The sequence below is a fragment of the Fictibacillus barbaricus genome, from assembly GCF_014635025.1.
Classification (GTDB): domain Bacteria; phylum Bacillota; class Bacilli; order Bacillales; family Fictibacillaceae; genus Fictibacillus; species Fictibacillus barbaricus.
The window spans coordinates 463,638-487,393 of record NZ_BMCE01000002.1 but is presented as its reverse complement, the minus strand read 5'-3'; the positions used below and the strand labels follow the sequence as shown (position 1 = coordinate 487,393).

General features: G+C 39.8%; 23 protein-coding genes and 1 riboswitch. Of the genes, 21 read left to right on the top strand and 2 right to left on the bottom strand.

Annotated elements, in window-relative coordinates:
* Nucleotides 1–2 precede the first annotated feature (2 nt).
* The 9 genes from rsmB to spoVM all read left to right on the top strand — a co-directional run bounded on the left by rsmB (nucleotide 3) and on the right by spoVM (nucleotide 8,397).
* The gene (rsmB, locus tag IEV52_RS11810; protein ID WP_188402736.1) at nucleotides 3–1,376 is read left to right on the top strand and encodes a 16S rRNA (cytosine(967)-C(5))-methyltransferase RsmB; all 1,374 of its coding nucleotides are present in this window, start codon (nucleotides 3–5) and stop codon (nucleotides 1,374–1,376) included.
* Nucleotides 1,369–2,454, top strand: coding sequence for a dual-specificity RNA methyltransferase RlmN (gene rlmN, locus IEV52_RS11805; RefSeq protein WP_188402735.1), 1,086 nt, complete (start codon nucleotides 1,369–1,371; stop codon nucleotides 2,452–2,454). Before rsmB ends, rlmN begins: the two co-directional genes overlap by 8 nt.
* Entirely contained in the window at nucleotides 2,366–3,220 is an 855-nt protein-coding gene (locus IEV52_RS11800) for a Stp1/IreP family PP2C-type Ser/Thr phosphatase (RefSeq protein WP_229754270.1), read from the top strand. The genes rlmN and IEV52_RS11800 overlap by 89 nt, the downstream gene beginning before the upstream one ends.
* Nucleotides 3,217–5,238 (top strand): Stk1 family PASTA domain-containing Ser/Thr kinase, encoded by a 2,022-nt coding sequence (gene pknB / locus IEV52_RS11795; RefSeq protein WP_188402733.1) that lies wholly within the window; start codon nucleotides 3,217–3,219, stop codon nucleotides 5,236–5,238. The genes IEV52_RS11800 and pknB overlap by 4 nt, the downstream gene beginning before the upstream one ends.
* A gap of 2 nt (nucleotides 5,239–5,240) precedes the next feature.
* Nucleotides 5,241–6,131, top strand: a complete 891-nt coding sequence (rsgA, locus tag IEV52_RS11790; protein ID WP_188402732.1) for a ribosome small subunit-dependent GTPase A — start codon at nucleotides 5,241–5,243, stop codon at nucleotides 6,129–6,131.
* Nucleotides 6,131–6,778, top strand: a complete 648-nt coding sequence (gene rpe / locus IEV52_RS11785) for a ribulose-phosphate 3-epimerase (RefSeq protein WP_188402731.1) — start codon at nucleotides 6,131–6,133, stop codon at nucleotides 6,776–6,778. The genes rsgA and rpe overlap by 1 nt, the downstream gene beginning before the upstream one ends.
* Before the next feature lie 20 nt (nucleotides 6,779–6,798).
* A riboswitch (TPP riboswitch) is annotated at nucleotides 6,799–6,905 on the top strand.
* A gap of 95 nt (nucleotides 6,906–7,000) precedes the next feature.
* The gene (gene thiT, locus IEV52_RS11780) at nucleotides 7,001–7,570 is read left to right on the top strand and encodes an energy-coupled thiamine transporter ThiT (RefSeq protein WP_188402730.1); all 570 of its coding nucleotides are present in this window, start codon (nucleotides 7,001–7,003) and stop codon (nucleotides 7,568–7,570) included.
* Nucleotides 7,567–8,211 carry a thiamine diphosphokinase gene (locus IEV52_RS11775; protein ID WP_188402729.1) on the top strand — a complete coding sequence of 215 codons (645 nt, stop codon included), beginning with the start codon at nucleotides 7,567–7,569 and terminating at the stop codon, nucleotides 8,209–8,211. Before thiT ends, IEV52_RS11775 begins: the two co-directional genes overlap by 4 nt.
* Before the next feature lie 105 nt (nucleotides 8,212–8,316).
* On the top strand, nucleotides 8,317–8,397 hold the full coding sequence (gene spoVM, locus IEV52_RS11770) for a stage V sporulation protein SpoVM (RefSeq protein WP_066240671.1): 81 nt from the start codon (nucleotides 8,317–8,319) through the stop codon (nucleotides 8,395–8,397).
* Nucleotides 8,398–8,590: 193 nt separating this feature from the next.
* On the opposite strand, the gene rpmB is transcribed toward spoVM, so the two are convergent.
* Nucleotides 8,591–8,779: a 50S ribosomal protein L28 gene (gene rpmB / locus IEV52_RS11765; protein ID WP_066240673.1), complete on the bottom strand. Its 189-nt coding sequence runs from the start codon at nucleotides 8,777–8,779 to the stop codon at nucleotides 8,591–8,593.
* A 235-nt stretch (nucleotides 8,780–9,014) separates the two neighbouring features.
* On the opposite strand from rpmB, the gene IEV52_RS11760 reads away from it, so the two are divergent.
* The 11 genes from IEV52_RS11760 (at nucleotide 9,015) to rnc (ending at nucleotide 19,423) form a co-directional block, all read left to right on the top strand.
* Entirely contained in the window at nucleotides 9,015–9,377 is a 363-nt protein-coding gene (locus tag IEV52_RS11760; RefSeq protein WP_066240675.1) for an Asp23/Gls24 family envelope stress response protein, read from the top strand.
* Between the two features lie 15 nt (nucleotides 9,378–9,392).
* A complete protein-coding gene (locus IEV52_RS11755) occupies nucleotides 9,393–11,069 on the top strand; it encodes a DAK2 domain-containing protein (RefSeq protein WP_188402728.1) in 1,677 nt (558 codons plus the stop codon).
* 94 nt (nucleotides 11,070–11,163) lie between these two features.
* The gene (gene sdaAB, locus IEV52_RS11750) at nucleotides 11,164–11,826 is read left to right on the top strand and encodes an L-serine ammonia-lyase, iron-sulfur-dependent subunit beta (RefSeq protein WP_188402727.1); all 663 of its coding nucleotides are present in this window, start codon (nucleotides 11,164–11,166) and stop codon (nucleotides 11,824–11,826) included.
* A gap of 12 nt (nucleotides 11,827–11,838) precedes the next feature.
* Complete coding sequence (gene sdaAA, locus IEV52_RS11745; RefSeq protein WP_188402726.1) at nucleotides 11,839–12,726, top strand: L-serine ammonia-lyase, iron-sulfur-dependent, subunit alpha; 888 nt, start codon at nucleotides 11,839–11,841, stop codon at nucleotides 12,724–12,726.
* 2 nt (nucleotides 12,727–12,728) lie between these two features.
* On the top strand, nucleotides 12,729–14,765 hold the full coding sequence (gene recG / locus IEV52_RS11740; RefSeq protein WP_229754269.1) for an ATP-dependent DNA helicase RecG: 2,037 nt from the start codon (nucleotides 12,729–12,731) through the stop codon (nucleotides 14,763–14,765).
* Nucleotides 14,766–14,938: 173 nt separating this feature from the next.
* Nucleotides 14,939–15,511 carry a transcription factor FapR gene (gene fapR / locus IEV52_RS11735; protein ID WP_188402725.1) on the top strand — a complete coding sequence of 191 codons (573 nt, stop codon included), beginning with the start codon at nucleotides 14,939–14,941 and terminating at the stop codon, nucleotides 15,509–15,511.
* A 6-nt stretch (nucleotides 15,512–15,517) separates the two neighbouring features.
* On the top strand, nucleotides 15,518–16,516 hold the full coding sequence (gene plsX, locus IEV52_RS11730) for a phosphate acyltransferase PlsX (protein ID WP_188402724.1): 999 nt from the start codon (nucleotides 15,518–15,520) through the stop codon (nucleotides 16,514–16,516).
* Between the two features lie 2 nt (nucleotides 16,517–16,518).
* Complete coding sequence (gene fabD / locus IEV52_RS11725) at nucleotides 16,519–17,469, top strand: ACP S-malonyltransferase (protein WP_188402723.1); 951 nt, start codon at nucleotides 16,519–16,521, stop codon at nucleotides 17,467–17,469.
* Nucleotides 17,462–18,202 (top strand): 3-oxoacyl-[acyl-carrier-protein] reductase, encoded by a 741-nt coding sequence (gene fabG, locus IEV52_RS11720; RefSeq protein WP_188402722.1) that lies wholly within the window; start codon nucleotides 17,462–17,464, stop codon nucleotides 18,200–18,202. The genes fabD and fabG overlap by 8 nt, the downstream gene beginning before the upstream one ends.
* Nucleotides 18,203–18,293: 91 nt before the next feature.
* On the top strand, nucleotides 18,294–18,527 hold the full coding sequence (gene acpP / locus IEV52_RS11715) for an acyl carrier protein (protein WP_066289334.1): 234 nt from the start codon (nucleotides 18,294–18,296) through the stop codon (nucleotides 18,525–18,527).
* A gap of 185 nt (nucleotides 18,528–18,712) precedes the next feature.
* Nucleotides 18,713–19,423, top strand: coding sequence for a ribonuclease III (gene rnc, locus IEV52_RS11710; protein ID WP_229754342.1), 711 nt, complete (start codon nucleotides 18,713–18,715; stop codon nucleotides 19,421–19,423).
* A 47-nt stretch (nucleotides 19,424–19,470) separates the two neighbouring features.
* On the opposite strand, the gene IEV52_RS11705 is transcribed toward rnc, so the two are convergent.
* Complete coding sequence (locus tag IEV52_RS11705) at nucleotides 19,471–19,695, bottom strand: DUF1128 domain-containing protein (RefSeq protein ID WP_188402720.1); 225 nt, start codon at nucleotides 19,693–19,695, stop codon at nucleotides 19,471–19,473.
* A gap of 483 nt (nucleotides 19,696–20,178) precedes the next feature.
* Here IEV52_RS11705 and smc point away from each other — a divergent pair, with 483 nt between their 5' ends.
* Nucleotides 20,179–23,745 (top strand): chromosome segregation protein SMC, encoded by a 3,567-nt coding sequence (gene smc, locus IEV52_RS11700; RefSeq protein ID WP_188402719.1) that lies wholly within the window; start codon nucleotides 20,179–20,181, stop codon nucleotides 23,743–23,745.
* Nucleotides 23,746–23,756: the final 11 nt, after the last annotated feature.

Genomic DNA, 23,756 nt, shown 5'->3' with positions numbered 1-23,756 from the left:
AGTTGGAAAACAACATACGGGCGATCGCCCTTGACGTTTTACTAAAAATTGAACAAAATCAGGCATACAGCAATTTGCAGCTTAACCAAACCCTGCAGAATGCCAACATAAAAAATGTGGATAAAGGCCTTTTAACAAACATCGTGTATGGAACGATACAGCGCAAAAATACGATTGATTTCTATGTAGATCAATTGCTGAACAAACCTGTTAAGAAAAAAGATCGGTGGGTCCTTACTTTACTGCGTTTATCGATTTACCAGATGCTCTACATGGACAGAGTTCCTGACCATGCCATCATTCATGAAGCCGTAGAAATTACAAAGCAAAGAGGTCATCAAGGATTGGCAGGTCTTGTGAACGGAATCTTACGAAAGCTTCAGCGTGAAGGCACCGCTTCAATGGATAAGAAAGCGGGAGAAGGTTCAGAGAAAGATGCGCTGATATATAGTATGCCACAATGGCTCTTTGAACGTTGGAGCGATCAGTTTGGACAAGAAGACGCTAAGAAGATGGCAGAATCAAACCTTCTTGCTTCATCGGTAACAGCAAGAGTAAACACACATCTAACGAATAGACAAGACGTGTTGAAGCAGCTGAAAGAAGAAGGAATTGTCGCTGAAGAAGGAGAATTGTCTCCAGAGGGTATCATAATAAAAGAAGGGTACCTTCCTGAAACTGAAGTATATAAAAGAGGTTTGGTTACCATTCAAGATGAAAGTTCTATGCTTGTAGCACGAGCTGTAGATCCTGCTCCAGGTGATTATGTATTGGACACATGTGCAGCACCCGGTGGCAAGTCAACTCATATGGCCGAACTTATGCAAGGAAAAGGAAAGGTTATCTCTCTCGATCTGCATGCGCATAAGATCGATTTGATTAATAAACAAGCCAAGCGTCTCGATCTTGAGAATATCGAGGCTTCTGTATTGGATGCAAGGAAAGTAACAGAAAAATTTTTACCTGAAACGTTTGATAGAGTCCTTGTAGATGCCCCTTGCAGCGGCTTTGGTGTAATCAGAAAGAAACCTGATCTAAAATGGTCCAAAACAGAAGAAGATGTCATGAGGCTTAACGCGATTCAAAAAGATATATTGGACGCGGCTTCTAAGATGGTTAAACAAGGCGGGTCTCTTGTTTATAGTACATGTACGGTTGATAAAGAAGAGAACAAGATGGTTGCTGATTGGTTTTTAGACAACCACCCTGAGTTTGAATGGGACCCGAATTTTACAGAAAGAATGCCGCAAAATGTTAGATCCTATATAATTGATGGAAGATCAGACCTTCAGATCATGCCTCATTATTTTAATAGCGACGGATTCTATATAGCAGCATACAGAAAAAAGACAACAGGTGGTGAGAAACATGCTTAAACCTTTAACAGAGAAACAAACAAAACCAAATATTAAGCCTTCTATCTTTTCGTTAGAGCTTCATGAGCTTGAAGCATGGCTAAAGGACATTAGAGAACCAAAGTTCAGAGGAAAGCAGATCTTTGAATGGCTTTATAAAAAACGTGTGTCTTCATTCGAGGAGATGACCAACCTTCCTCTAGGTTTGCGTGAAAAATTAGAAAAAGACTATTATATTAAACCTCTTAAAGAAGTGGTTCGACAGGAATCATCTGACGGTACGATCAAATTTCTATTCGAACTTCAAGACGGCTATTCCATTGAGACAGTTCTTATGAGACATGAATATGGAAACAGTATTTGTGTAACAACACAGGTAGGATGCCGTCTTGGCTGTACGTTCTGTGCTTCCACATTAGGTGGTTTAAAACGTAACCTGCAAGCTGGTGAAATTGTCGCGCAAGTTCTTCAAGTTCAACGAGCATTGGATGAAACAGATGAAAGAGTCAGTTCTGTCGTTGTTATGGGGATTGGCGAGCCATTCGATAACTACGAAGGCCTTATGTCTTTCTTGAAGATCATCAACCATGATCAAGGTTTAAATATAGGGGCTCGTCACATCACTATCTCTACTAGTGGTGTAGTACCATATATATATAAGTTTGCAGATGAAGGGATGCAGATCAACTTTGCCATATCACTTCATGCACCAAACACAGAAACAAGAAGCCGTCTAATGCCTGTTAACAGAATGTATCCGTTAAATGAATTGATGGATTCGATTCGTTATTACATTAAAAAGACAGGTCGCCGTGTTACGTTTGAATACGGTCTTTTTGGAAAAGTAAACGATTCAGTGGACCACGCTAATGAATTAGCTGACTTAATTAAGGATATAAAGTGCCACGTGAATTTGATTCCAGTAAACTATGTACCTGAAAGAGATTATGTTAGAACACCGAAAACACAAATATTTAAGTTCTTAGAGACGTTAACCTCCAGAGGCATCAATGCCACCATCAGAAGAGAACAAGGGCACGATATTGACGCAGCTTGCGGTCAGCTGCGGGCTAAGGAACGTAAAGAAGAGACGAGGTGACGGGGGAATGCAGATTGCCTTTCAAACAGATGTTGGAATGGTAAGGAAGCATAATGAAGATAGCGGAGAAGTGTTCACAAAAGGTGAACACTTTCTTGCAGTTATCGCTGATGGTATGGGCGGACATAAAGCAGGTGATATCGCGAGCCAGGAAGCCCTGAAAGTAATGAAAGAAGCTTGGGGACAGTTTGAAGAAAATATGGGGAATGTAAAAGAATGGATTACAAACGTTTTAAGAGATGCGAATAAGCATATCTTTGAATTTTCTCAAGGGAATCCGGAAACGAGAGGGATGGGGACAACTATTGTTGCCGCACTCGGGACAAACCACGAGATAACCATTGCTCATATTGGGGACAGCCGTTGTTATCTATTTTCAAACGGTGAACTTAAAAGAGTAACAGATGATCATTCACTTGTTCAAGAATTGGTTAAATCTGGTCAGATAACAGAGGATGAAGCAGAGATCCATCCACGAAGAAACATGATCATGAAAGCTGTGGGTACGGATGAAACGGTAGAAGCCGAATTAAACGAGATCATCTGGAGCAAAGGTGACTACCTATTGCTATGTTCGGATGGTTTATCAGATAAAGTTTCATTTAAGAGAATTCATGAAGCTTTGGATAACTCTGAAGAAACGGTTACGGAAAAAGTTGAAAAATTAATCACCTGGGCAAAAGATGCAGGTGGTGAAGATAACATAACTGCTATCCTTATACAGAATAGTTCTGACACAGATACAAAAGGGGAAGCAATAACATGATTGGAAAAAGAGTCAGTGGCCGCTACAAGCTTTTAGAAATAATTGGTGACGGCGGAATGGCCATCGTTTATCGAGCAAAAGATTTAATTCTTGATAGAGATGTAGCTGTAAAAGTGCTTCGTTCAGAGTTTAATAAAGACGAAGATTTCATCAGAAGATTTAAGAGGGAAGCGGAATCAGCTACTAGTTTAGATCATCCGAACATTGTCAGCATTTATGATGTTGGTGAAGATGAGGAAATCTATTTTATCGTAATGGAATATGTGCAGGGAAAAACACTCAAACAATACATAAAAGAACATGGGAAAATATCCGTTGAGGAATCATTGCATATCATGAAACAGATTGTTTCCGGGATGGCAGTCGCTCATGATCATGGAATAATCCATCGAGACATTAAACCGCACAATATTCTAATAACAGAAAACGGTACGGCAAAATTAACGGATTTTGGGATCGCTCTAGCTATAACGTCAGCTACGATTACTCATACGAACTCTATTCTAGGCTCTGTTCATTACTTTTCTCCCGAACAAGCCAGGGGCGGTATTGCAAACGCAAAATCGGATATCTATTCATTTGGTGCAGTACTCTATGAGATGGTAACGGGAAGAGTGCCGTTCGTCGGAGATTCTCCAGTATCTGTTGCATTAAAGCACTTGCAAGAAAATGTGATCGAACCAAGAAGACTGAATCCCGAAATTCCACAAAGTGTGGAAAACATCGTTTTAAAGTCATTAGCTAAAAATCCTTTAAAAAGATACGACAGTGCCGAAGAGCTCCTACGAGATATGAGTTCTGCACTAGATCCAGACCGGATGTATGAGCAAAAATGGAATGAAGACAGTGATGAAGATGAAAAAACAAAGTACATTCCTCCCATTGTTCCACCTGTAGAAACGATAGAAAAAACCAGTATGATAGAAGAAGAGAAGAAACCGGAGAAGCCCAAGAAGAAGAAAAGAAATTGGTGGCTCATTCTTCTGATCTCTTTTCTTTTACTAGGGGGTGCAACTATTGCAGCCTTTACCATCCTGCCTGATATCTTTTACGTTGAAGAAGTAGACGTGCCTGATGTATTAGGAGAAGAATATGTTGATGCATTTGATGCTTTGAAGGCTAAAGGACTTGATGTTAAACGGCAGGAAATATTTGATCCTGAAATAGAAGAAGGACATGTTATTAGGCAGGATCCATCACCTGGTACAAAAGTTAAGAAGAACGCTGTTATTACCTTATATGTATCAAAAGGGCCAGAAAAGGAAAATATGCCTGATGTAGAAGGGTTAAATGTTAATGCTGCTAAAGATACATTAACGGATGCCGGTTTCTCTAGCTCCAGTATTCAGATCAACTATGAAGAGTCAGATTCTGAACCTGAAGGAACAGTGCTCGCTCAAAGTCCTGACAGAGATGTGAAAGTGACACCTGCAGAAACGACTGTTACTTTAACAGTAAGCTCAGGAACTCCTACCGTTCAAGTAGAGAACCTGATTGGTGCAACAGAACAAGATGTTAAAACTTTTGCTGAGAATGCCGGATTAACGGTAGAATTTTCAACTGAGTTTTCTGAAACTGTAGAAAAAGGCAGAGTGATTTCACAAGATCCTTCACCATTTACTCAAGTTGAAAAAGGCGCGACGATTTCCGTTGTTTTATCAGATGGTCCTGAAGAAACCGAAGAGCCTCCACCAAGTGATGGCGAAGAACCATCAGGAGACCGTACCACGACAAAAGAGATAGAAGTAAAACTCGATAAGAAAAATGAAAAACAACCTGTTGTTGTAAAGATCGTTTATTCGGATAAAAATGCTAGAAATGAAGTATTTATAGAGGAAACCATTACAGAAACAAAGAAATATCAGATTCCTTTAACAATAGCCGAAGGTGGATCTGCTTCATATGCAGTTTATATCAATGGAAAAGAACAAAAATCCGAGACGATAAAATACGATGATATCAAAAATTCGGTTGCCCAAAATAATAATGATGAAGAGGAAGGGGACGATGGTGATTAAGCATGCCTGAAGGAAGAATTGTTAAAGCGCTCGCTGGTTTTTACTACGTAAAAGAAATTGGAAAACCAGAAGTTTTCCAATGCAGAGGTAGAGGGAACTTTCGCAAGAAGAAGGTTAACCCTCTGGTTGGTGACTGGGTAGAATATGAGTCAAGCAACATTACAGACGGATATATCCTTGATGTAAAAGAACGTAAAAATGAATTAGTCCGTCCTCCAATTGCGAACGTAGATCAAGCCATTCTCGTTTTTTCAGCAACTGAACCTGATTTTAGCACGCTTTTATTAGACCGGTTCCTTGTGCATATTGAAGCAAATGATATTTTGCCTGTGATTTGTATCTCAAAGATGGATCTTGTTAAACAATCAGACGATATGAATGAGATACAGAAATATATTGAAACTTACAAAAATCTTGGTTACGACGTTATTCCAACTTCTACTAAGACAGACGATAGCCTGGAGATGTTTTATCCTTTATTTAAAGACAAAGTGACGGTCTTTGCAGGACAGTCAGGTGTTGGGAAGTCTTCCTTATTAAATGCAATAAATCCGGAGCTGATGCTTGAAACCAATGAGATCTCAAGCCACCTGGGACGAGGAAAACATACTACCCGACATGTTGAATTATTGATGTTCGGAAACGGATTGGTTGCAGATACACCTGGCTTCAGTTCATTAGACTTTATGGGTATCGAAGCGGATGACTTGTCTATGTATTTTCCGGAGATGGACCGACTTCGCGGAGACTGTAAATTTAGAGGATGCTCCCATACATCTGAACCAAAATGCGCTGTTAAAAAAGGTGTAGAAGATGGAGTCGTTCCTCAATTTCGGTACGACCATTACGTGAGTTTCTTACAAGAAATAAAAGATCAAAAACGGAGGTACTAATGATTAAGATAGCTCCTTCTATACTTTCGGCTGACTTCTCAAAGTTAGGCGAAGAAATAAAGGCAGTTGAGGCTGCAGGTGCAGATTACATTCATGTAGATGTTATGGATGGGCATTTTGTGCCAAATATTACGATTGGACCACTTGTTGTCCAATCGATTCGGCCTGTTACAAAATTACCTTTAGATGTTCACTTGATGATTGAAAATCCAGATCAATACATCGAAGCATTTGCAAAGGCTGGTGCCGATATTATAACCGTTCATGTTGAAGCGACACGGCATCTTCATAGGACCATACAACTTATAAAAAAACAGGGTGTTAAAGCAGGGGTAGTTATTAATCCTGCTACACCAGTTGATTCCATTAAACATATTATCAACGACATTGACCTTGTTTTATTGATGACAGTAAACCCAGGATTCGGAGGACAATCTTTTATTGAAGGTGTAGTCCCAAAAATCAGAGAAGTTGCTGATCTAGTTAAGACACATGGGTTGGATGTTGAAATAGAAGTAGACGGTGGTGTAAACCCGGAAACAGCACCTCTCTGTATAGAAGCAGGTGCAAACGTCTTAGTAGCGGGATCTGCCATTTATGGGAAAAAAGATTTAAAAGATGCAATCCGCTCTATACGTGGTGTATAATAGGTCCGAACAATAAAATAAGCAACCACAGGGGGAGTCCTTTAAAGGGCTGAGAGGGGAGTGTTCTCCCGACCCTTTGAACCTGAAGCTGGATCATACCTGCGTAGGGATGTGGAGTCGTATGACTTTTTGACTTCTATTAACATGAATCTTAAAGCAACCGCGCTCACATGCCGGTTGCTTTTTTATTTTCTTCTTAAACTACGAATAGGAGGATGAAAAATGAAAAAAAACAATATTTCCCTATTAACAGAAATAGCTATTATGTCTGCTCTATCATTAATTCTAGGACTGATTAAGTTTGCTGGTCCTTGGCCACAAGGTGGTTCCGTATCTCTTGAGATGGTTCCAATCTTCTTAATGGCTTTTAGAAGGGGTCTAAAAGCAGGTGTTTTTACAGGATTAGTCGTTGGTTTGCTCCAGCTTCTCGTTAATCCGTATGTTATCCACCCTGCACAGTTAGTTCTTGATTATCCTCTAGCATTTGCTTTAGCGGGCGTGGCTGGTGCCTTTGCTCCATCTATTACACAAAATAGAGCAAAAAGAACATTATTGATGGTAACAGGTATCCTTGTAGGCTGTTTATTAAGAACGTTCTCACACGTATTTTCAGGTGTTATCTTCTTTAGTGATCTAGCTGAAGAAATGAACGTCTGGCTTTATTCTTTCTTGTATAATGGTTCATTCATGATTGTAATCTTTGCGATCACATCACTTGTTGTGATCCTGTTAACAAACACAGCTCCAAAATTATTGCATGCTGCACGAAGCGGTTATCACCAAGCAGCATGAAAATAAGAATTGTTGCAGGCGGCCCTGAACACCTAATTCCTGACTTAAAGGAATACGACAGCACAACAGACTGTTTGTGGATTGGTGTTGATAGGGGCACGCTGTTTCTTTTGCGGCAAGAAATCGTTCCGCAATACGCATTTGGTGATTTTGATTCTGTTACGGCTGCTGAAAAAAATATGATTCTTCATAAAGAGATAAAGGTTAATCTGTACCGTTCTGAAAAAGATTTAACAGATATGGAAATTGCCGTAGAATGGGCGTTGGAACAGAGTCCAGAAGAGCTTCTGTTGTTTGGAGCGACAGGCGGAAGACTGGATCATGAACTAATGAATACGCAGCTCTTATATAAAAGCCGCTTCAGCAAAGTGGACGTAAGAATAATAGATATCAGAAATGAGATCTCACTAAAACTTCCAGGTACGTACGAAGTGGAGCAAGACAAAAAGTATACCTATTTCTCCTTTCTCTCACATAGTGAAGTGGTTAAAGGGATTACATTAAAAGGCTTTAAATATCCTTTGGACAATGCAGATTTAAAGGCTGGATCATCACTTTGCATCTCAAATGAGCTTGTAAATAAAAGTGGTACTTATTCTTTCGACTGCGGCATAATATTGATGGTAAAGAGCCGTGATTAAAAAATTACGGAATACAGGCCCCGAAGCACCATTTCATAAAAAGGGGAATAAAGTATTTTATGTTTCTGTTCTTATCATTTTTTATGGGCCTGGAGGAGGGGTAAGATGAAATTTTATACCATTAAACTTCCTAGATTCTTAGGGGGATTCGTACGTGCCATCTTAGGTTCTTTTAAAAAAGGATAACAAACAAAAAAAGCGCCCAAGGCGCTTTTTTTGTTTTAAAAGGATATTCGGCGACGATGTTACGGTACGTGTTCAAGTTTCACGCAATGAATATTGAAAACGAAAAAAACTGCACCTAAAAGCATGCTTTCAGGTGCAGACTACAATTTTTTAGGAGAAATAAAAAAACAGCAGCTATAGCTGCTGTTTTTATTTATACGCGTTCAACTTTCCCAGATTTAAGGGCACGAGCAGATACGTATACGCGCTTTGGCTTTCCGTCCACAAGAATGCGAACCTTTTGGACATTAGCTCCCCAGCTTTTCTTTGATTTGTTCATCGCGTGAGAACGCTTGTTACCAGTTTTAGGTCCTTTTCCAGTAATAAAACATTTACGAGCCATAGTAGGTGAACCTCCTTTACAGCAAAAAAGCTTTGCATCAATTCAATCGTATGTTAAATACTAAATAATATTAGCATGACTCACGAAGCATTGCAACATATTCATAAAAGGTTTTCAAGTAAATTCCCTTGACAATACTATTTACATGGTGTGAAATGTAGTAGTCCTTTCAAAATAGACTGATGTATAGTAAAATATTTGTTAGCCATTTAACAATTTAAAGGGGGATGTAAGCATGTCCATTGAAATGAAAACAACCTATGGTCAAATTGATATTTCTAATGAAGTGATTGCCACTATCGCTGGTGGAGCAGCAATCGATTGTTATGGAATTGTTGGCATGGCATCAAGAAAACAATTAAAGGATGGAATAACTGAACTATTAGGACGTGAAAATTTCTCCCGGGGGATCGTTGTCCGACAAGAAGAAGATGAAGTACATATCGACATGTATATTATTGTAAGTTACGGAACAAAGATTTCTGAAGTGGCTCATAACGTTCAGAACAAAGTGAAATATACCCTGGATCAAATGCTTGGTTTGGCGGTTGACTCGGTCAATATCTACGTTCAGGGTGTCAGGGTGACAACCCCTTAGTTAGGAGGAAGTTTTGTGTCTTTAAAAGTTTTAGACGGAAAAAAGTTTTCAAAAATGGTGCTCGAGGGTGCTTCAAACCTATCAAGAAACGCGGCCATGGTCGATGCACTTAATGTATTTCCAGTGCCAGACGGTGATACAGGAACAAACATGAACCTAACCATTACTTCTGGTGCGAAGGAAGTTGAAAAGAATACTTCTCATCAGATTGGAGCCGTTGCAAGTGCATTTGCAAAGGGTCTGTTGATGGGAGCTCGAGGAAACTCAGGTGTTATCCTTTCTCAGCTCTTTAGAGGATTCTCAAAAGCAGTAGAAGGAAAAGATTCTATCACAGCGGCTGAATTTGCTAATGCATTTGATAAAGGTGTTGAAACAGCATATAAAGCAGTAATGAAACCAGTAGAAGGAACGATTTTAACTGTAGCGAAAGATGCTGCTAAAAAGGCTGTAAAAGAAGCTAAAAAATCAGATGACATTCTATACATCATGAAGGAACTTGTAAAAGAGTCCAAAGCTTCTTTAAACCGGACTCCGGATCTACTTCCTGTTCTAAAAGAAGTAGGCGTTGTAGACTCTGGCGGTCAAGGGTTAGTTACGGTTTATGAAGGATTCTTAGCAGTACTTGAAGGAAAAGAACTGCCAAAAGTGTCTGTCAATGGTCCTTCAATGGGTGAACTCGTTAATGCTGAACATCATAAAGCACAAATCCACATGAAAACTGAAGATATCCATTTTGGATATTGCACGGAGTTTATGGTTAAATTTGAAGCGAACAAGATTAAGAACAACCCATTCGATGAAACTAATTTCCGTAATGAATTAAATCAGCACGGTGACTCTCTCTTAGTTGTTGCTGATGATGATGTGGTTAAAGTTCATATTCATACAGAACAGCCAGGAAACATGCTGACTCTAGCTCACCGTTATGGAAGCTTGATTAATATCAAGATTGAAAATATGCGTGAACAACATTCAGCGATTTTAGAGAGCGAGAATGAAGTGATCCCTTCTTATTCACAGCAAGTCTCTGCGAAAAAGAAAGAGTACGGCATCGTAACTGTTGCGATGGGCGAAGGCATTGAAGAGATGTTTTCATCTATGGGAGCATCAGTGATTCAAGGCGGACAAACCATGAATCCGAGTACAGAGGATATCGTTAAGGCAATTGCTGAAGTCAATGCAGAAAAAGTATTCATTCTTCCTAATAACAGCAACATTATTATGGCTTCTGAACAAGCAGCAAGTGTTGTTGATGAAGAAGTAGTGATCATTCGTACAAAGACTGTGCCACAAGGAATTGCTTCTATATTAGCTTTCAATCCTTCTGCTGATTTGCAGGAGAATGAAAAGAAGATGAACGAAGCCATCTCTTCTGTTAAGTCAGGTCAAGTTACTTATGCAGTGAGAGACACTTCCATTGATGGTGTAGAAATTGCTAAAGGTGATTTCATGGGAATCTCAGAAGGGAAGATCATCACTTCTAAGACTGACAAACAAGAAGTTACGAAAGAGCTTTTATCAAACATGATGGATGAGAATTCAGAGATCGTAACTATAATCTATGGTGAAGATAGTTCAGAAGAAGAAGCAAAGGAACTTGCTGAATATATTGAAGATAAGTTTCCTGATGCTGAAGCGGAAATCCATAATGGAAAACAGCCGATCTATTCTTTCATTCTGTCAGTAGAGTAAAAATGAAAAGTATTCTCTCTTAAACTTAAAGTATGATAAAGTTAAGAGGGGATACTTATTTTATTGGAAAAAACGTAATTTGAAGGAGATCATCATGAAATATAAAAGTGTGTTTGATATAATCGGTCCCATCATGATCGGACCGTCAAGTTCACATACAGCTGGTGCTGCGAGAATCGGCAGGGTAGCAAGGCATCTATTTGGCAGAAAACCAGAATACGCAAAGATTTCGTTTTATGGTTCATTTGCTAAAACCTATAGAGGTCATGGAACAGACGTGGCTATAGTGGGTGGTATATTAGATTATGATACTTTTGATACTCGGATTGTGGATGCGCTTACAATCGCGAAGCAGGAAGGTATTAAAATTTCTATGACTGCTGAAGATGCGGTAACCGATCACCCTAATACAGCACGTGTAATTATTGGTGATGAGAATGATAAGATTGAAGTCGTTGGCATTTCCATTGGCGGAGGAAAAATTGAAATTACAGAACTAAATGGTTTCTCTTTAAGGCTTTCAGGTAATCATCCTGCTCTTCTTATTGTTCATAACGACAAATACGGTGCAATTGCCGGTGTAGCAAATATTTTAGCAAAGCATGAAATTAATATCGGACATATGGAAGTATCGCGGAAAGAAAAAGGGAAAGAAGCTCTGATGGTTATTGAGATTGATCAGAATGCAGATGAAATCATCATTGACGAATTAAGTTCTCTCCCTATTGTTCAGCAAGTGGTAAAGATACACGACTAAGAGGTGAGAAGAATGTTTCGTAATGTAGCTGAGTTAATAGAGTTGGCTGAATCAAAAAAATGCAAGATCTCTTCTATTATGATCGAGCAGGAAATGGATGTAACTGGCCGTACAAGAGAAGAAGTCATCGCATTCATGGATAGAAATCTTAAAGTTATGGAAGAAGCGGTTCAGCGCGGTATAACAGAAGACGTGAAGTCTCATTCTGGTTTAACCGGCGGTGACGGTAAACTGCTTCAAACGTATATCAAAACAGGGAGGTCTCTTTCTGGAGAGCTTATGCTTGATGCGGTAAGTAAAGCGATGGCAACCAATGAAGTGAATGCTGCAATGGGAACGATCTGTGCAACACCAACTGCAGGATCTGCAGGTGTGGTTCCTGGTACATTGTTTGCGTTAAAAGAAAAGTTGAACCCAACGCGCGAGCAGATGATTGAATACTTGTTTGCTGCTGGAGCATTCGGTTTTGTGGTGGCAAATAATGCTTCTATTTCTGGAGCGGCTGGCGGCTGTCAAGCTGAAGTTGGATCTGCAACTGGAATGGCTGCAGCAGCAATCGTTGAATTGGCTGGCGGTACACCCGCTCAATCTGCTGAAGCGATGGCAATCGCCTTAAAAAATATGCTTGGGCTGGTTTGTGATCCTGTAGCAGGATTAGTAGAAGTTCCTTGTGTAAAAAGGAATGCGATGGGTGCAAGTAATGCCATTGTTGCTGCAGATATGGCACTTGCGGGTATCGTTAGCCGCATTCCTTGTGATGAAGTTATTGATGCGATGTATAAAATAGGACAAACGATGCCATCTGCTCTGCGCGAAACTGCACTTGGCGGTTTAGCTGCTACGCCAACAGGAAGAGAGCTAGAAGCAAAAATCTTCGGCATTCCGCTAAACGAGAAGTAACGATGCTTACTCAATCCATAACAGCTGTAGCAGGAATAGGTGATAAGAAAGCTGAAGAACTAGCAAGCATGGGGATACATTCAGTTGAAGATCTGCTTGAATACTTACCGTATCGATATGAAGATTATCAGAAGAAAGATCTGGCAGAGATTTCACACGATGAAAAGGCAACAATCGAAGGGAAGGTTCATTCTGAACCTTCTCTGCGTTATTTTCCGAAAAAAAAATCCAGATTGTCTTTCAGGATGCTAATCGGTAAATATTTGATAACCGCTACCATCTTTAATCGGCCGTTCTTAAAAAATCAAATTTCCCTAGGTCAGACTCTGACTGTAACAGGTAAATGGGATCGTAATAAAATGACCTTAACGGTAAGTGATGTGCATTTTGGAGCATTCTCAGATGATAGAAAGATCGAACCGGTTTATTCGGTAAAAGGTTCGCTCTATGGAAAAACGATGCGCAAAATAATAGATCAGGCGTTTCGTCAGTTTTCAGGACAGATAGCCGATCCTCTGCCGCAGGAACTTAAAGAGGCATACCGGCTTCCTGACAAAGAAACGGCACTTAAAATGATGCATTTTCCTGAGAACTTTCAGGTTTTAAAAGCAGGGAGAAGAAGGCTGGCTTTTGAAGAGCTATTGCTTTTTCAACTAAAGATGCAGATATTCAGAAAATGGAACAGACAGCAGTCAAAAGGAGCCTCTTTGAAGTTTGACAGGAAACGAGTAGATGGGTTTATTGAATCCTTGCCGTTCCAACTGACGGATGCTCAGCAGAGAGTGGTGGATGAAATCTTAAAGGACCTGTCTGCTGCTAGCCGTATGAACCGGCTGCTCCAAGGGGATGTTGGATCTGGAAAAACAGTCGTAGCCGCAATCGCATTATACGCCGCAGTAACTGCAAATAGACAAGGTGCTTTGATGGTCCCTACTGAAATACTGGCAGAACAGCACTTTCAGTCGTTAAAGGAGCTCTTCACCCCGTTTGGCATCACAGTAGCCCTTTTAACCTCCTCGGTAAAAGGTAAACTGCGCAGAGAAACATTAAACCTATTAAGTCAAGGTGAGATACAGATCATGGTTGGTACACATGCTCTCATTCAAGACGAAGTAAATTTTAAAAATCTAGGTTTAGTGATTACAGATGAGCAGCACCGGTTCGGCGTGAATCAGAGAAGGGTGCTCAGGGAAAAAGGAGAAAGCCCGGATGTTCTCTTTATGACTGCTACACCTATCCCTCGGACACTTGCGATATCAGCTTTTGGTGACATGGATGTATCAACGATTGATGTAATGCCAGCAGGAAGAAAACCAATCATTACACACTGGGCTAAGCATGGCATGTTAGACAGGGTTCTGGATTTTATTAAAAAGGAAATCGAAAGCGGCAGGCAAGCTTATGTGATATGTCCCTTGATCGAGGAATCTGAAAAGGTTGATGTGCAAAATGCTATTGATGTACATGCGCAGCTCAGCAACTACTTTCAAGAGTATAATGTTGGTTTAATGCACGGAAGACTTCATCCAACAGAGAAGGATGAGGTAATGAGGAAGTTTGCAGCGAATAACTGTCAGATCCTAGTATCTACCACTGTTGTTGAAGTTGGTGTGAACGTGCCAAATGCAACAGTCATGGTCATATATGACGCAGAGAGATTTGGTTTATCCCAGCTTCATCAGCTGAGGGGCAGGGTTGGACGCGGCAGTGACCAATCTTATTGTGTTCTCATTGCTGATCCGAAAACAGAAGAGGGACAAGAGCGAATGAGAATTATGACAGAGACAACGAATGGTTTTGAACTCTCTGAAAAGGATCTTGAGCTAAGGGGTCCCGGTGATTTTTTTGGCAATAAACAAAGCGGTGTACCGGACTTTAAAGTAGCTGATCTTGTTCACGATTATCGTATATTAGAAACTGCACGAAATGACGCAGCCAGGTTAGTCAATTCAGATGAGTTCTGGAGCAGCGATACGTACCAACAAATTAGAGAGATTCTAACCAGTCAAGGTGTGCTGGATAAAGAAAGACTAGATTAATCTTGAAAGAAGCAGACTGATACTATATACTACTATTAGTACCAGCTCTTAATAGCAGAAAGATAATTGGCAGGTACGCTTTGATGCGGTACCTGCTTTTCTAATGCGTTGCATTTAACGATCAACTATCTTACTCATAAATGAGACCTTTTTATGGAAGAAGGAAAGGATTTATGAAAAAAACAAAAAAAGAGCGGCAAGAGCTGCTAAGAGAGACGATAAAACAAACACCTTTTATTACAGATGAAGAATTGGCAGAAAAGTTTAGTGTCAGTGTACAGACAATCAGACTGGACCGTCTTGAACTTTCTATCCCTGAATTAAGAGAAAGAATCAAGTCTGTTGCGGAAACAAAGCTTGATGATGTTAAAGCACTGGCAATAGAAGAGGTCATTGGAGAAATTATTGACCTTCAACTTGATGAATCCGCCATTTCAATATTAGATATTAAAGAAGAGCATGTTTTTTCCCGGAATAAGATTGCAAGGGGACACCATGTTTTTGCACAAGCCAATTCGCTTGCTGTTGCTATTATCAATGATGAGCTTGCTTTAACAGCAAAAGCGAGTATTCGTTTCTCCCGGCCAGTCAGGGTTGGAGAAAGAATTATTGCAAAAGCAAAAGTAAAGGAAACAGGTTCGGAAAGATCGATCGTAGAAGTTAACAGCTTTGTAGAAAAAGAGCTTGTGTTTAACGGAGAATTTACGATGTACAGATCAACACAAGATTCAAAGGAAGGAAGTTAATTCAGCATGAATATTGCAATTGATGCAATGGGCGGTGACAATGCACCACAGGAGATCGTAAAAGGTGCATTACTTGCTGTAGAACAATATCCAGAACTCGCCATTACATTAGTGGGAGATGAAGAGAAAATTAAGCAGCATCTGCCGGCAGATCACAAGTTCAGTATTATACATACGGATGAGGTAATTGAAACATCAGAAGAGCCTGTGCGCGCAGTTCGACGTAAAAAAAATTCATCCATGGTGCTTGCTGCAAATGAAGTGAAATCAGGTAAGGCTGATGCCTATATATCTGCAGGGAATACAGGAGCCTTGATGGCAAGCGGACTTTTCTATGTTGGTCGGATAAAAGGAATAGAAAGACCAGCTTTAGCCCCGACACTTCCTACACTTGATGGGAAGGGATTTTTATTCCTGGATGTTGGTGCAAATATGGATGCAAAACCCGAACATCTTCTGCAATATGCATTAATGGGTTCAATCTACTGCCAGCAAGTTCGAGGCATTGAGAAGCCTCGTGTTGGTTTATTGAATGTTGGGACAGAGAGCGAAAAAGGAAATACGCTAACAAAGGCGGCATTTCCCTTATTGGAAGATGCGGATATCAACTTTGTAGGAAATGTTGAATCAAGAGATTTACTTATGGGAGCTGCAGATGTGGTAGTTTGTGATGGGTTTGCTGGCAACCTTGTACTTAAATCAATTGAAGGTACAGCCATCAGTATGTTTTCAATGATTAAAGAACAGCTTACTTCCAGTTTTACGAGTAAGCTGGCAGCAGGTGTGTTAAAGCCAAAACTTCGCGGAATAAAGGATAAACTTGATTATACGGAGTATGGTGGCGCAGGGTTATTCGGCCTCGCAGCTCCTGTTATTAAGGCTCACGGATCTTCAAATGCTAATGCAGTATTAAACGCGATAAGACAAACCGTAAATATGGTTGAGAAAAATGTTGTACCTACTATTCAGAGTCATATAAAATCGGATGATCAAAAGGAGGAATAACGATGGGGAAAATTGCCTTTCTTTTTCCTGGACAAGGTTCGCAATTTGTAGGGATGGGAAAACAGTTAGCTGATCAAGAACCTTCTGCTAAAGCTATTTTTGACAAAGCAGACGAAAGACTTTCAATGAATCTTTCGGAAATTATCTTCGAGGGTCCTGAAGATACGTTAAAGAAAACAGAAAATACACAGCCTGCATTACTAACGGTTTCAACAGCCGTTCTTGAAGTTTTTAAGCAGCATGACATCTCAGCTGATTACACGGCTGGTCACAGCCTTGGCGAGTATTCTGCTCTCGTTGCTGCAGGGAGTCTCTCCTTTGAAGATGCTGTGTTTGCTGTTAGAAATAGAGGTCTTCTAATGGAAGAAGCAGTGCCTGCTGGTGTTGGAACGATGGCTGCAGTGATCGGATTTGATCAAGAACGCTTAGAAGCAATAACTGCTGAAGTATCAAATGAAGGAGACAGTGTACAAGTTGCCAATCTAAACTGCCCTGGCCAGATTGTTATCTCTGGAACTGTAGGCGGTGTTGAAAAAGCAAGTGGTCTTGCTAAGGCAGAAGGAGCAAAGGTGATTCCGTTGCAAGTCAGCGGTCCTTTTCATTCTGCACTTATGAAACCAGCAGCTGAGAAATTTGAAGAGATCCTGAACCAAATTGCAATCAGTGATGCAAAAACACCTGTAATAGCGAATGTTACTGCGAAATCTATTACATCAAAAGAAGAAATCAAGCTTAAGTTGATTGAACAATTGTATTCTCCAGTAAGATGGGAAGAAACGGTCAGAGAATTGATGGATTTAGGTGTAGATACTTTTATTGAAATAGGACCAGGAAAAGTATTGTCTGGCCTTGTGAAGAAAGTAAATCGAAGAGCTAATGTTATAGCAGTTAGTGACGTAGAATCGATTCAAGCAGCAGTTGATAAATTGAAAGGGGAATCAGTAGATGCTTAATAATAAATCAGTATTGGTTACGGGAGCTTCCCGTGGTATCGGACGTGCGATTGCCCTTTATTTTGCGAAAAACGGTGCAAGAGTGGCAGTGAACTACTCAGGAAGTGAAGCTAGAGCCAACGAAGTTGTAGAAGAAATTAAAGCCAATGGTGGAACAGCATTCGCTATTAAAGCGGATATCTCAAGTTCAGAAGATGTTACTAGAATGGTGAAGTCTGTTATTGATGAATTCGGCAGTCTTGATGTCCTTGTGAATAATGCGGGTATTACGAGGGATAATCTACTGATGAGAATGAAAGAAGAAGACTGGGATGCTGTTATCAATACAAACTTGAAAGGTGTATTCCTGACCACAAAAGCAGTAACGAGACAGATGATGAAGCAAAGACAAGGACGCATTATTAATATTGCTTCAATCGTAGGGGTGTCAGGCAACCCTGGTCAAGCTAACTATGTTGCTGCAAAAGCAGGTGTGATCGGGCTTACAAAAACGGCCGCTAAAGAGCTTTCTTCCCGAGGCATTACCGTGAATGCCATAGCACCAGGCTTCATCGAAACAGATATGACTGGAAAACTCGAAGAAGGTATTAAAGAAGACATGCTAAGAAATATTCCGCTTGCCCGTTTTGGACAGCCTGAAGATATTGCTGCAGCAGCTGCATTCTTAGCAAGTGATGTAAGTTCATATATTACGGGCCAAACCATTCATGTAGATGGCGGAATGGTGATGTAATCCCTAAAAACATGTCTTTTAAAAGACTTTGAATGCCTCTAGTTTTTTAAAAGGAAAAAGCATATACTATTGAAAGGAGGTGACACACAAAATGGCAGACGTTTTAGAAAGAGTTTCAAAGATTGTTGTGGACCGTCTAGGTGTTGACGCATCTGAGGTTAAACCTGAAGCTTCCTTTAAAGAAGATCTTGGTGCAGACTCTCTAGATGTAGTAGAACTAGTTATGGAACTTGAAGATGAGTTCGAACTAGAAATTTCTGATGAAGATGCTGAGAAAATTGCAACTGTCGGTGACGTTGTTGATTACATAAACAGCAAACAATAAGTGTTTTACGGATAAAGTCCCGTGCAAATTAGCGGGGCTTTCTTCCCTTTTAAAGGATGAACAATTGCAAGCAAAAATAGCCCTTTTACAAGATTTTTTGGAGGAAGTTTATGAAAGGTTCAAAACAGCAATCAACTCAAAAGAAAACGGTTAAAAACCGGTTTAAATCAGCTTCCAAAAAGGGCATGGATGACAAAGTGCGCATTCAAAAAGTGGCCCCGATTCAGGAGCGTTTAAACATTAAGTTTGAAAATGAAAAACTTTTAGCGCAAGCATTTACGCATTCATCATATGTGAATGAGCATCGAGGAAGAACTTTCGAGGATAATGAAAGACTTGAATTTCTCGGTGATGCCGTTCTGGAACTGACGATTTCTCAATATCTATACAGCAAGTTTACAAGCATGAGTGAAGGTGAACTTACAAAACTAAGAGCAGCTATCGTATGTGAACCATCACTAGTTCTGTTTGCGAACGATCTTCATTTTGGAGATTTTGTGTTGTTGGGAAAAGGTGAGGAAAATACTGGAGGAAGATCAAGGCCTGCTTTGTTAGCGGATGTATTTGAAGCGTTCATTGGTGCGCTGTACCTTGATCAAGGACTCGAAAAGGTAAAAGAGTTTTTAAATCAGTATGTGGTGCCCCGAATAAATGAAGGTGCTTTTTCTCATGTGATGGATTTTAAAAGTCAGCTGCAAGAATATGTACAGCGTGAAGGATTAGGTCATATTGATTATCGAATCATTCAAGAAAAAGGGCCGGCGCATAACCGTGAATTCGTTTCTGAAGTCAGATTGAATGAAGCTACATTCGGAATTGGTTATGGAAGATCCAAAAAGGAAGCAGAACAGCACGCAGCACAAGAAGCAATTGAAAAAGTTGCAAAAAAGAGTTAAACAAAACCCCCTTTCAACTGGCTGCTTTGCCGTTTAAGGGGGTTCTATTATTTCGTTTTAAGAGATGCAAGTTCTTCGACTATGCCTTCCATGTCCCGAATGCTGAAAGAAGGCATTTTCATGACCATGTCATACAGCTCTTTTATATCATCATACTTAGAAAGTTCGTAGTCTTCAGGTTGAATCAATCCGCTGTTTACAAGCTGCAGTTTCTTTTTTAATCCTTCAATCATAAACGATAAGTTTTCATGATTTTGATTGGTTAAGTCCATTCAACGGGCTCCTTTTTATACACTTATTTTGATGTGAGTTACAAAATCCTCATATGACCAATTGTCTAAACACACTTCATTTTAGCACACTGCAATCTTTGTGACTATGTGAGAGTTAATCTATGATAAAATAGAAAAGCTGAGACAACCGTTTAGACACGACCAGCATATAACTCTTGACTGAAGACACGCTATTTGTGTCAAGGGAGAGAGGAATATGACCTCGAGTGTCTGGTTGTAGAAGCTGGACATATGAAATGTTGAAGCGGCTCGTTTAAAAGCGACAAGCACAAAAGTTTTCGAGTGCCAACACGCTTTTTGTGTTCCTCGAGAAAACGTTGTGACCTCGAGCTTTTAGCCGCTGAAACTGGACTGGGAAAAGCTGAGACAACTGATCTGGAAAAAATGAAGCATGATATTACATAAAACAAATTTTTATAGTTTGATACATAAATGAAAGCTAGAAAAAAGGGGGATTTAATGATGTTCCTCAAACGAATTGATGTAGCAGGATTTAAATCATTTGCAGAACGGATACAAGTAGAATTTGTACAAGGGGTCACGGCAGTGGTAGGCCCGAATGGAAGCGGGAAAAGCAATATTTCAGATGCTGTACGCTGGGTGCTTGGTGAGCAATCTGCAAAATCACTGCGCGGATCTAAAATGGAAGATATTATTTTCGCTGGAAGTGATAACCGTAAACCATTAAACGTGGCTGAAGTTACACTTACATTAGACAATGAAGATCAGCATCTGCCATTGGATTATAACGAGATTTCTATTACAAGAAGAGTGTACCGCTCAGGTGATAGTGAATACTTAATTAACAAACAACAATGCCGTTTGAAAGATATAGTAGAGTTATTTATGGACTCAGGACTTGGTAAAGAAGCGTTTTCTATTATTGGACAAGGCCGGGTAGAAGAAATCTTGAGCAGTAAATCTGATGAACGACGTAAGATTTTTGAAGAAGCAGCTGGTGTTTTAAAGTACAAAACCCGTAAACAAAAAGCAGAAGTAAAACTTTCAGAAACACAGGAAAACCTTAATCGTGTAGAAGATATTCTCCATGAACTTGAAGGGCAGGTAGAACCCCTCAAAATACAAGCTTCAATAGCAACAGATTACCTCGAGAAGAAAGAAGAACTCGAGGTCGTAGAAACGGCAGTTTTGGTACAGGAGATTGAGGACCTGCATTTTCGCTGGGAAAAACAAAAAAGCTTAGTAGCCGATCTTCAAAAACAAGAATCTGTGCTTTCAGTTAAGGTGAGGCAAGGTGAATCGTCCATCGAAAGAGCTAGACTTGATATGCAAGCAATGGACGAATCTATTGATGAATTACAAGGTGCACTTCTTTTAGCTAGTGAAACATTAGAGAAGCTAGAGGGCAAAAAGGAAGTTTTAAAAGAAAGAAAGAAAAACTACGACCAAAATAAAACCTCACTCTTGGAACAGATTCAGCAGCTGAAAGCTAAAAAAGAAGAATTGAAAAATCAGCTCAAAGTTGAAAGCGAGATCTTACAAGATAAAGAAAAAGAATTAAGAAGCGTTAAAAGGCAAGTTAAAGATGAAGAAAGCCGGTTATCTGTTTTAGAGATGGATGTAGAGGCAGAATTAGAGAAATTAAAAAGTGATTACTTCGAACGGCTGAATGAACAGACAACGATAAAGAATGAGATGCGTTATATTGAGGATCAAGCAAAACTTCAGAACTTTAAAAGCAATCGGCTTGATGAAGAAAACACTAAATTTCTTGTGCATAGAGAAGAACTAAAAAAGACGAGAGAACAAGCAGAAAGAGCATACGGTAAAGCGGAATCTGAGTTGAAAAGAAAGCAAGAAGAATACCAGTCTCTAAAATCAGAGATATCGTTAGAAGATCAAGAATCCCGTTCTCTACAAGACAAATTGTACCAAGCTTATCAATTTATACAGCAGTTCAAGTCTAAAAAAGAGATGCTGGAATCCATGCAGGATGAGTACGCAGGCTTTATGCAAGGCGTAAAAGAGGTTCTTAAGGCTAAAGAAACAAAGCTGTCAGGAATAGAAGGAGCAGTTGCTGAACTTCTTTCCGTTCCTTCAGAGATCGAAACAGCTATTGAAACAGCATTAGGTGCATCCATGCAGCATATCGTTGTCGATCATGAACAGAATGCTATGAGAGCTATTCAATATCTGAAACAATCAAGAGCCGGTAGAGCGACATTCCTTCCTCTTAATGTAATAAAAAGCCGTCAGCTCTCTAGTATTGATGCTAATCAGGCAAGTACATTAGATTCTTTTGTTGGAATAGCATCTGACCTGGTTCAGTTTGAATCCAAGTATAAAAATATCGTTGGGAATTTACTTGGAAACATTATTATCTCGAAAGACTTGGCTGGGGCAAACAGCATTGCAAAACAAGTGAACTATCGATATCGAATCGTAACCCTTGAAGGAGATGTAGTCTCACCAGGAGGGTCGATGTCTGGAGGAAGCTTGAAACAAAAAAGCAGTTCTCTATTAAGCAGACAACGAGAAATTGATTCTTTATCGGAGAAAATATCTTCAATGGAAAAGCAAACCCTTCAGCTTGAAGAAAAAGTTGGAGAATTGAAATCAAAAGTTTCAAAGAAAAAAGAAAAACTTGAGATGCTTCAAATCGAGGGAGAGCAATTAAGAGAGCAAGAGCAAGAGCTTAAATCTTCTTTGAGAGAAGTAGAGATTGAAGAAAAAAGTTTAAATGACAGATTACAGTTATATGATCGTGAAAAGCTTTCCTTTGAAACGGAAAGAACTGCTGCAGACACACGCCTCATTGAACTTGAAAAGAAACTTGATTCTGCAGTTGAATCTGGAAAAGCACTTGAAATGACGATTGCTGATTTGACTGAAAAGAAGAAGATGAATCAAAGTTCAAAAGAAGAACTAAGAGAGGCTTTAACGCTACTAAAGATTAAAGCGGCTGAACTTGAACAACAGGTAGCGAACCAAAGAGAAAAAAGCTTCCGGATACAAGAAGAGTTTGAAAGTGTTGAATCCAAAAGTAAAGAAACGGAAGAAGACTATTGGCTTCTTGAAGAGGAAATGAACTCTAGCTCATCTGGTGAAGATTCACTTGATGAACAGATCCTTCAAAGAAGACATGAAAAAAATAATGCTGTAAAGCTAATCGCTGAACGAAGAAAAGAGCGAACAGAATCATTCCGATCTATTGAAAAAATGGAGTCTGAACTAAAAGAGGCGAAACGTCAGTATAAACAGCTGAGTGATGGACTAAAAACTGAAGAAGTCAGCATCAACAGACTCGATGTGGAATTGGAGTCAAGGCTATCCCACCTTCGTGAGGAATATGAATTATCTTATGAAGGTGCTAAACAAAAGCATAGACTTGAGATTCCGTTGGAGGATGCAAAACGAAAAGTAAAATTGATCAAGATGGCTATTGAAGAACTGGGTGTTGTTAACATTGGAGCAATTGAAGAATATGACAGAGTCAGTCAGCGTTTTGATTTTCTTACAGAGCAAAGGAATGATTTAACTGAAGCAAAGGATACACTGTATGGTGTAATCTCCGAGATGGATGAAGAGATGAAGAATCGGTTTGAAGAAACGTTTACTTCTATCCGTTCTCATTTCGGTGTTATTTTCAAAGAGCTGTTTGGCGGAGGCCGCGCAGATCTCGTTTTAACTCAGCCAGAAGATATGCTCTCAACTGGTGTTGATATTATGGCACAACCGCCTGGTAAAAAGCTTCAGCAATTAGGCTTGCTTTCAGGCGGTGAGAGGGCTCTAACGGCAATCGCATTATTGTTTGCGATCCTTAAAGTTAGACCAGTACCTTTCTGCATATTAGACGAAGTTGAAGCAGCGCTGGATGATGCCAACGTAAATCGTTTTGCTAAATACTTACGTACGTTTAGTAAAGAAACACAGTTTATTGTGGTTACTCACCGAAAAGGTACGATGGAAGAAGCGGATGTACTTTATGGAGTAACGATGCAGGAATCCGGAGTATCAAAACTGGTATCGGTAAGACTTGAAGAAACGAAAGAACTTGTAACATCATAGGGAGGAAATCG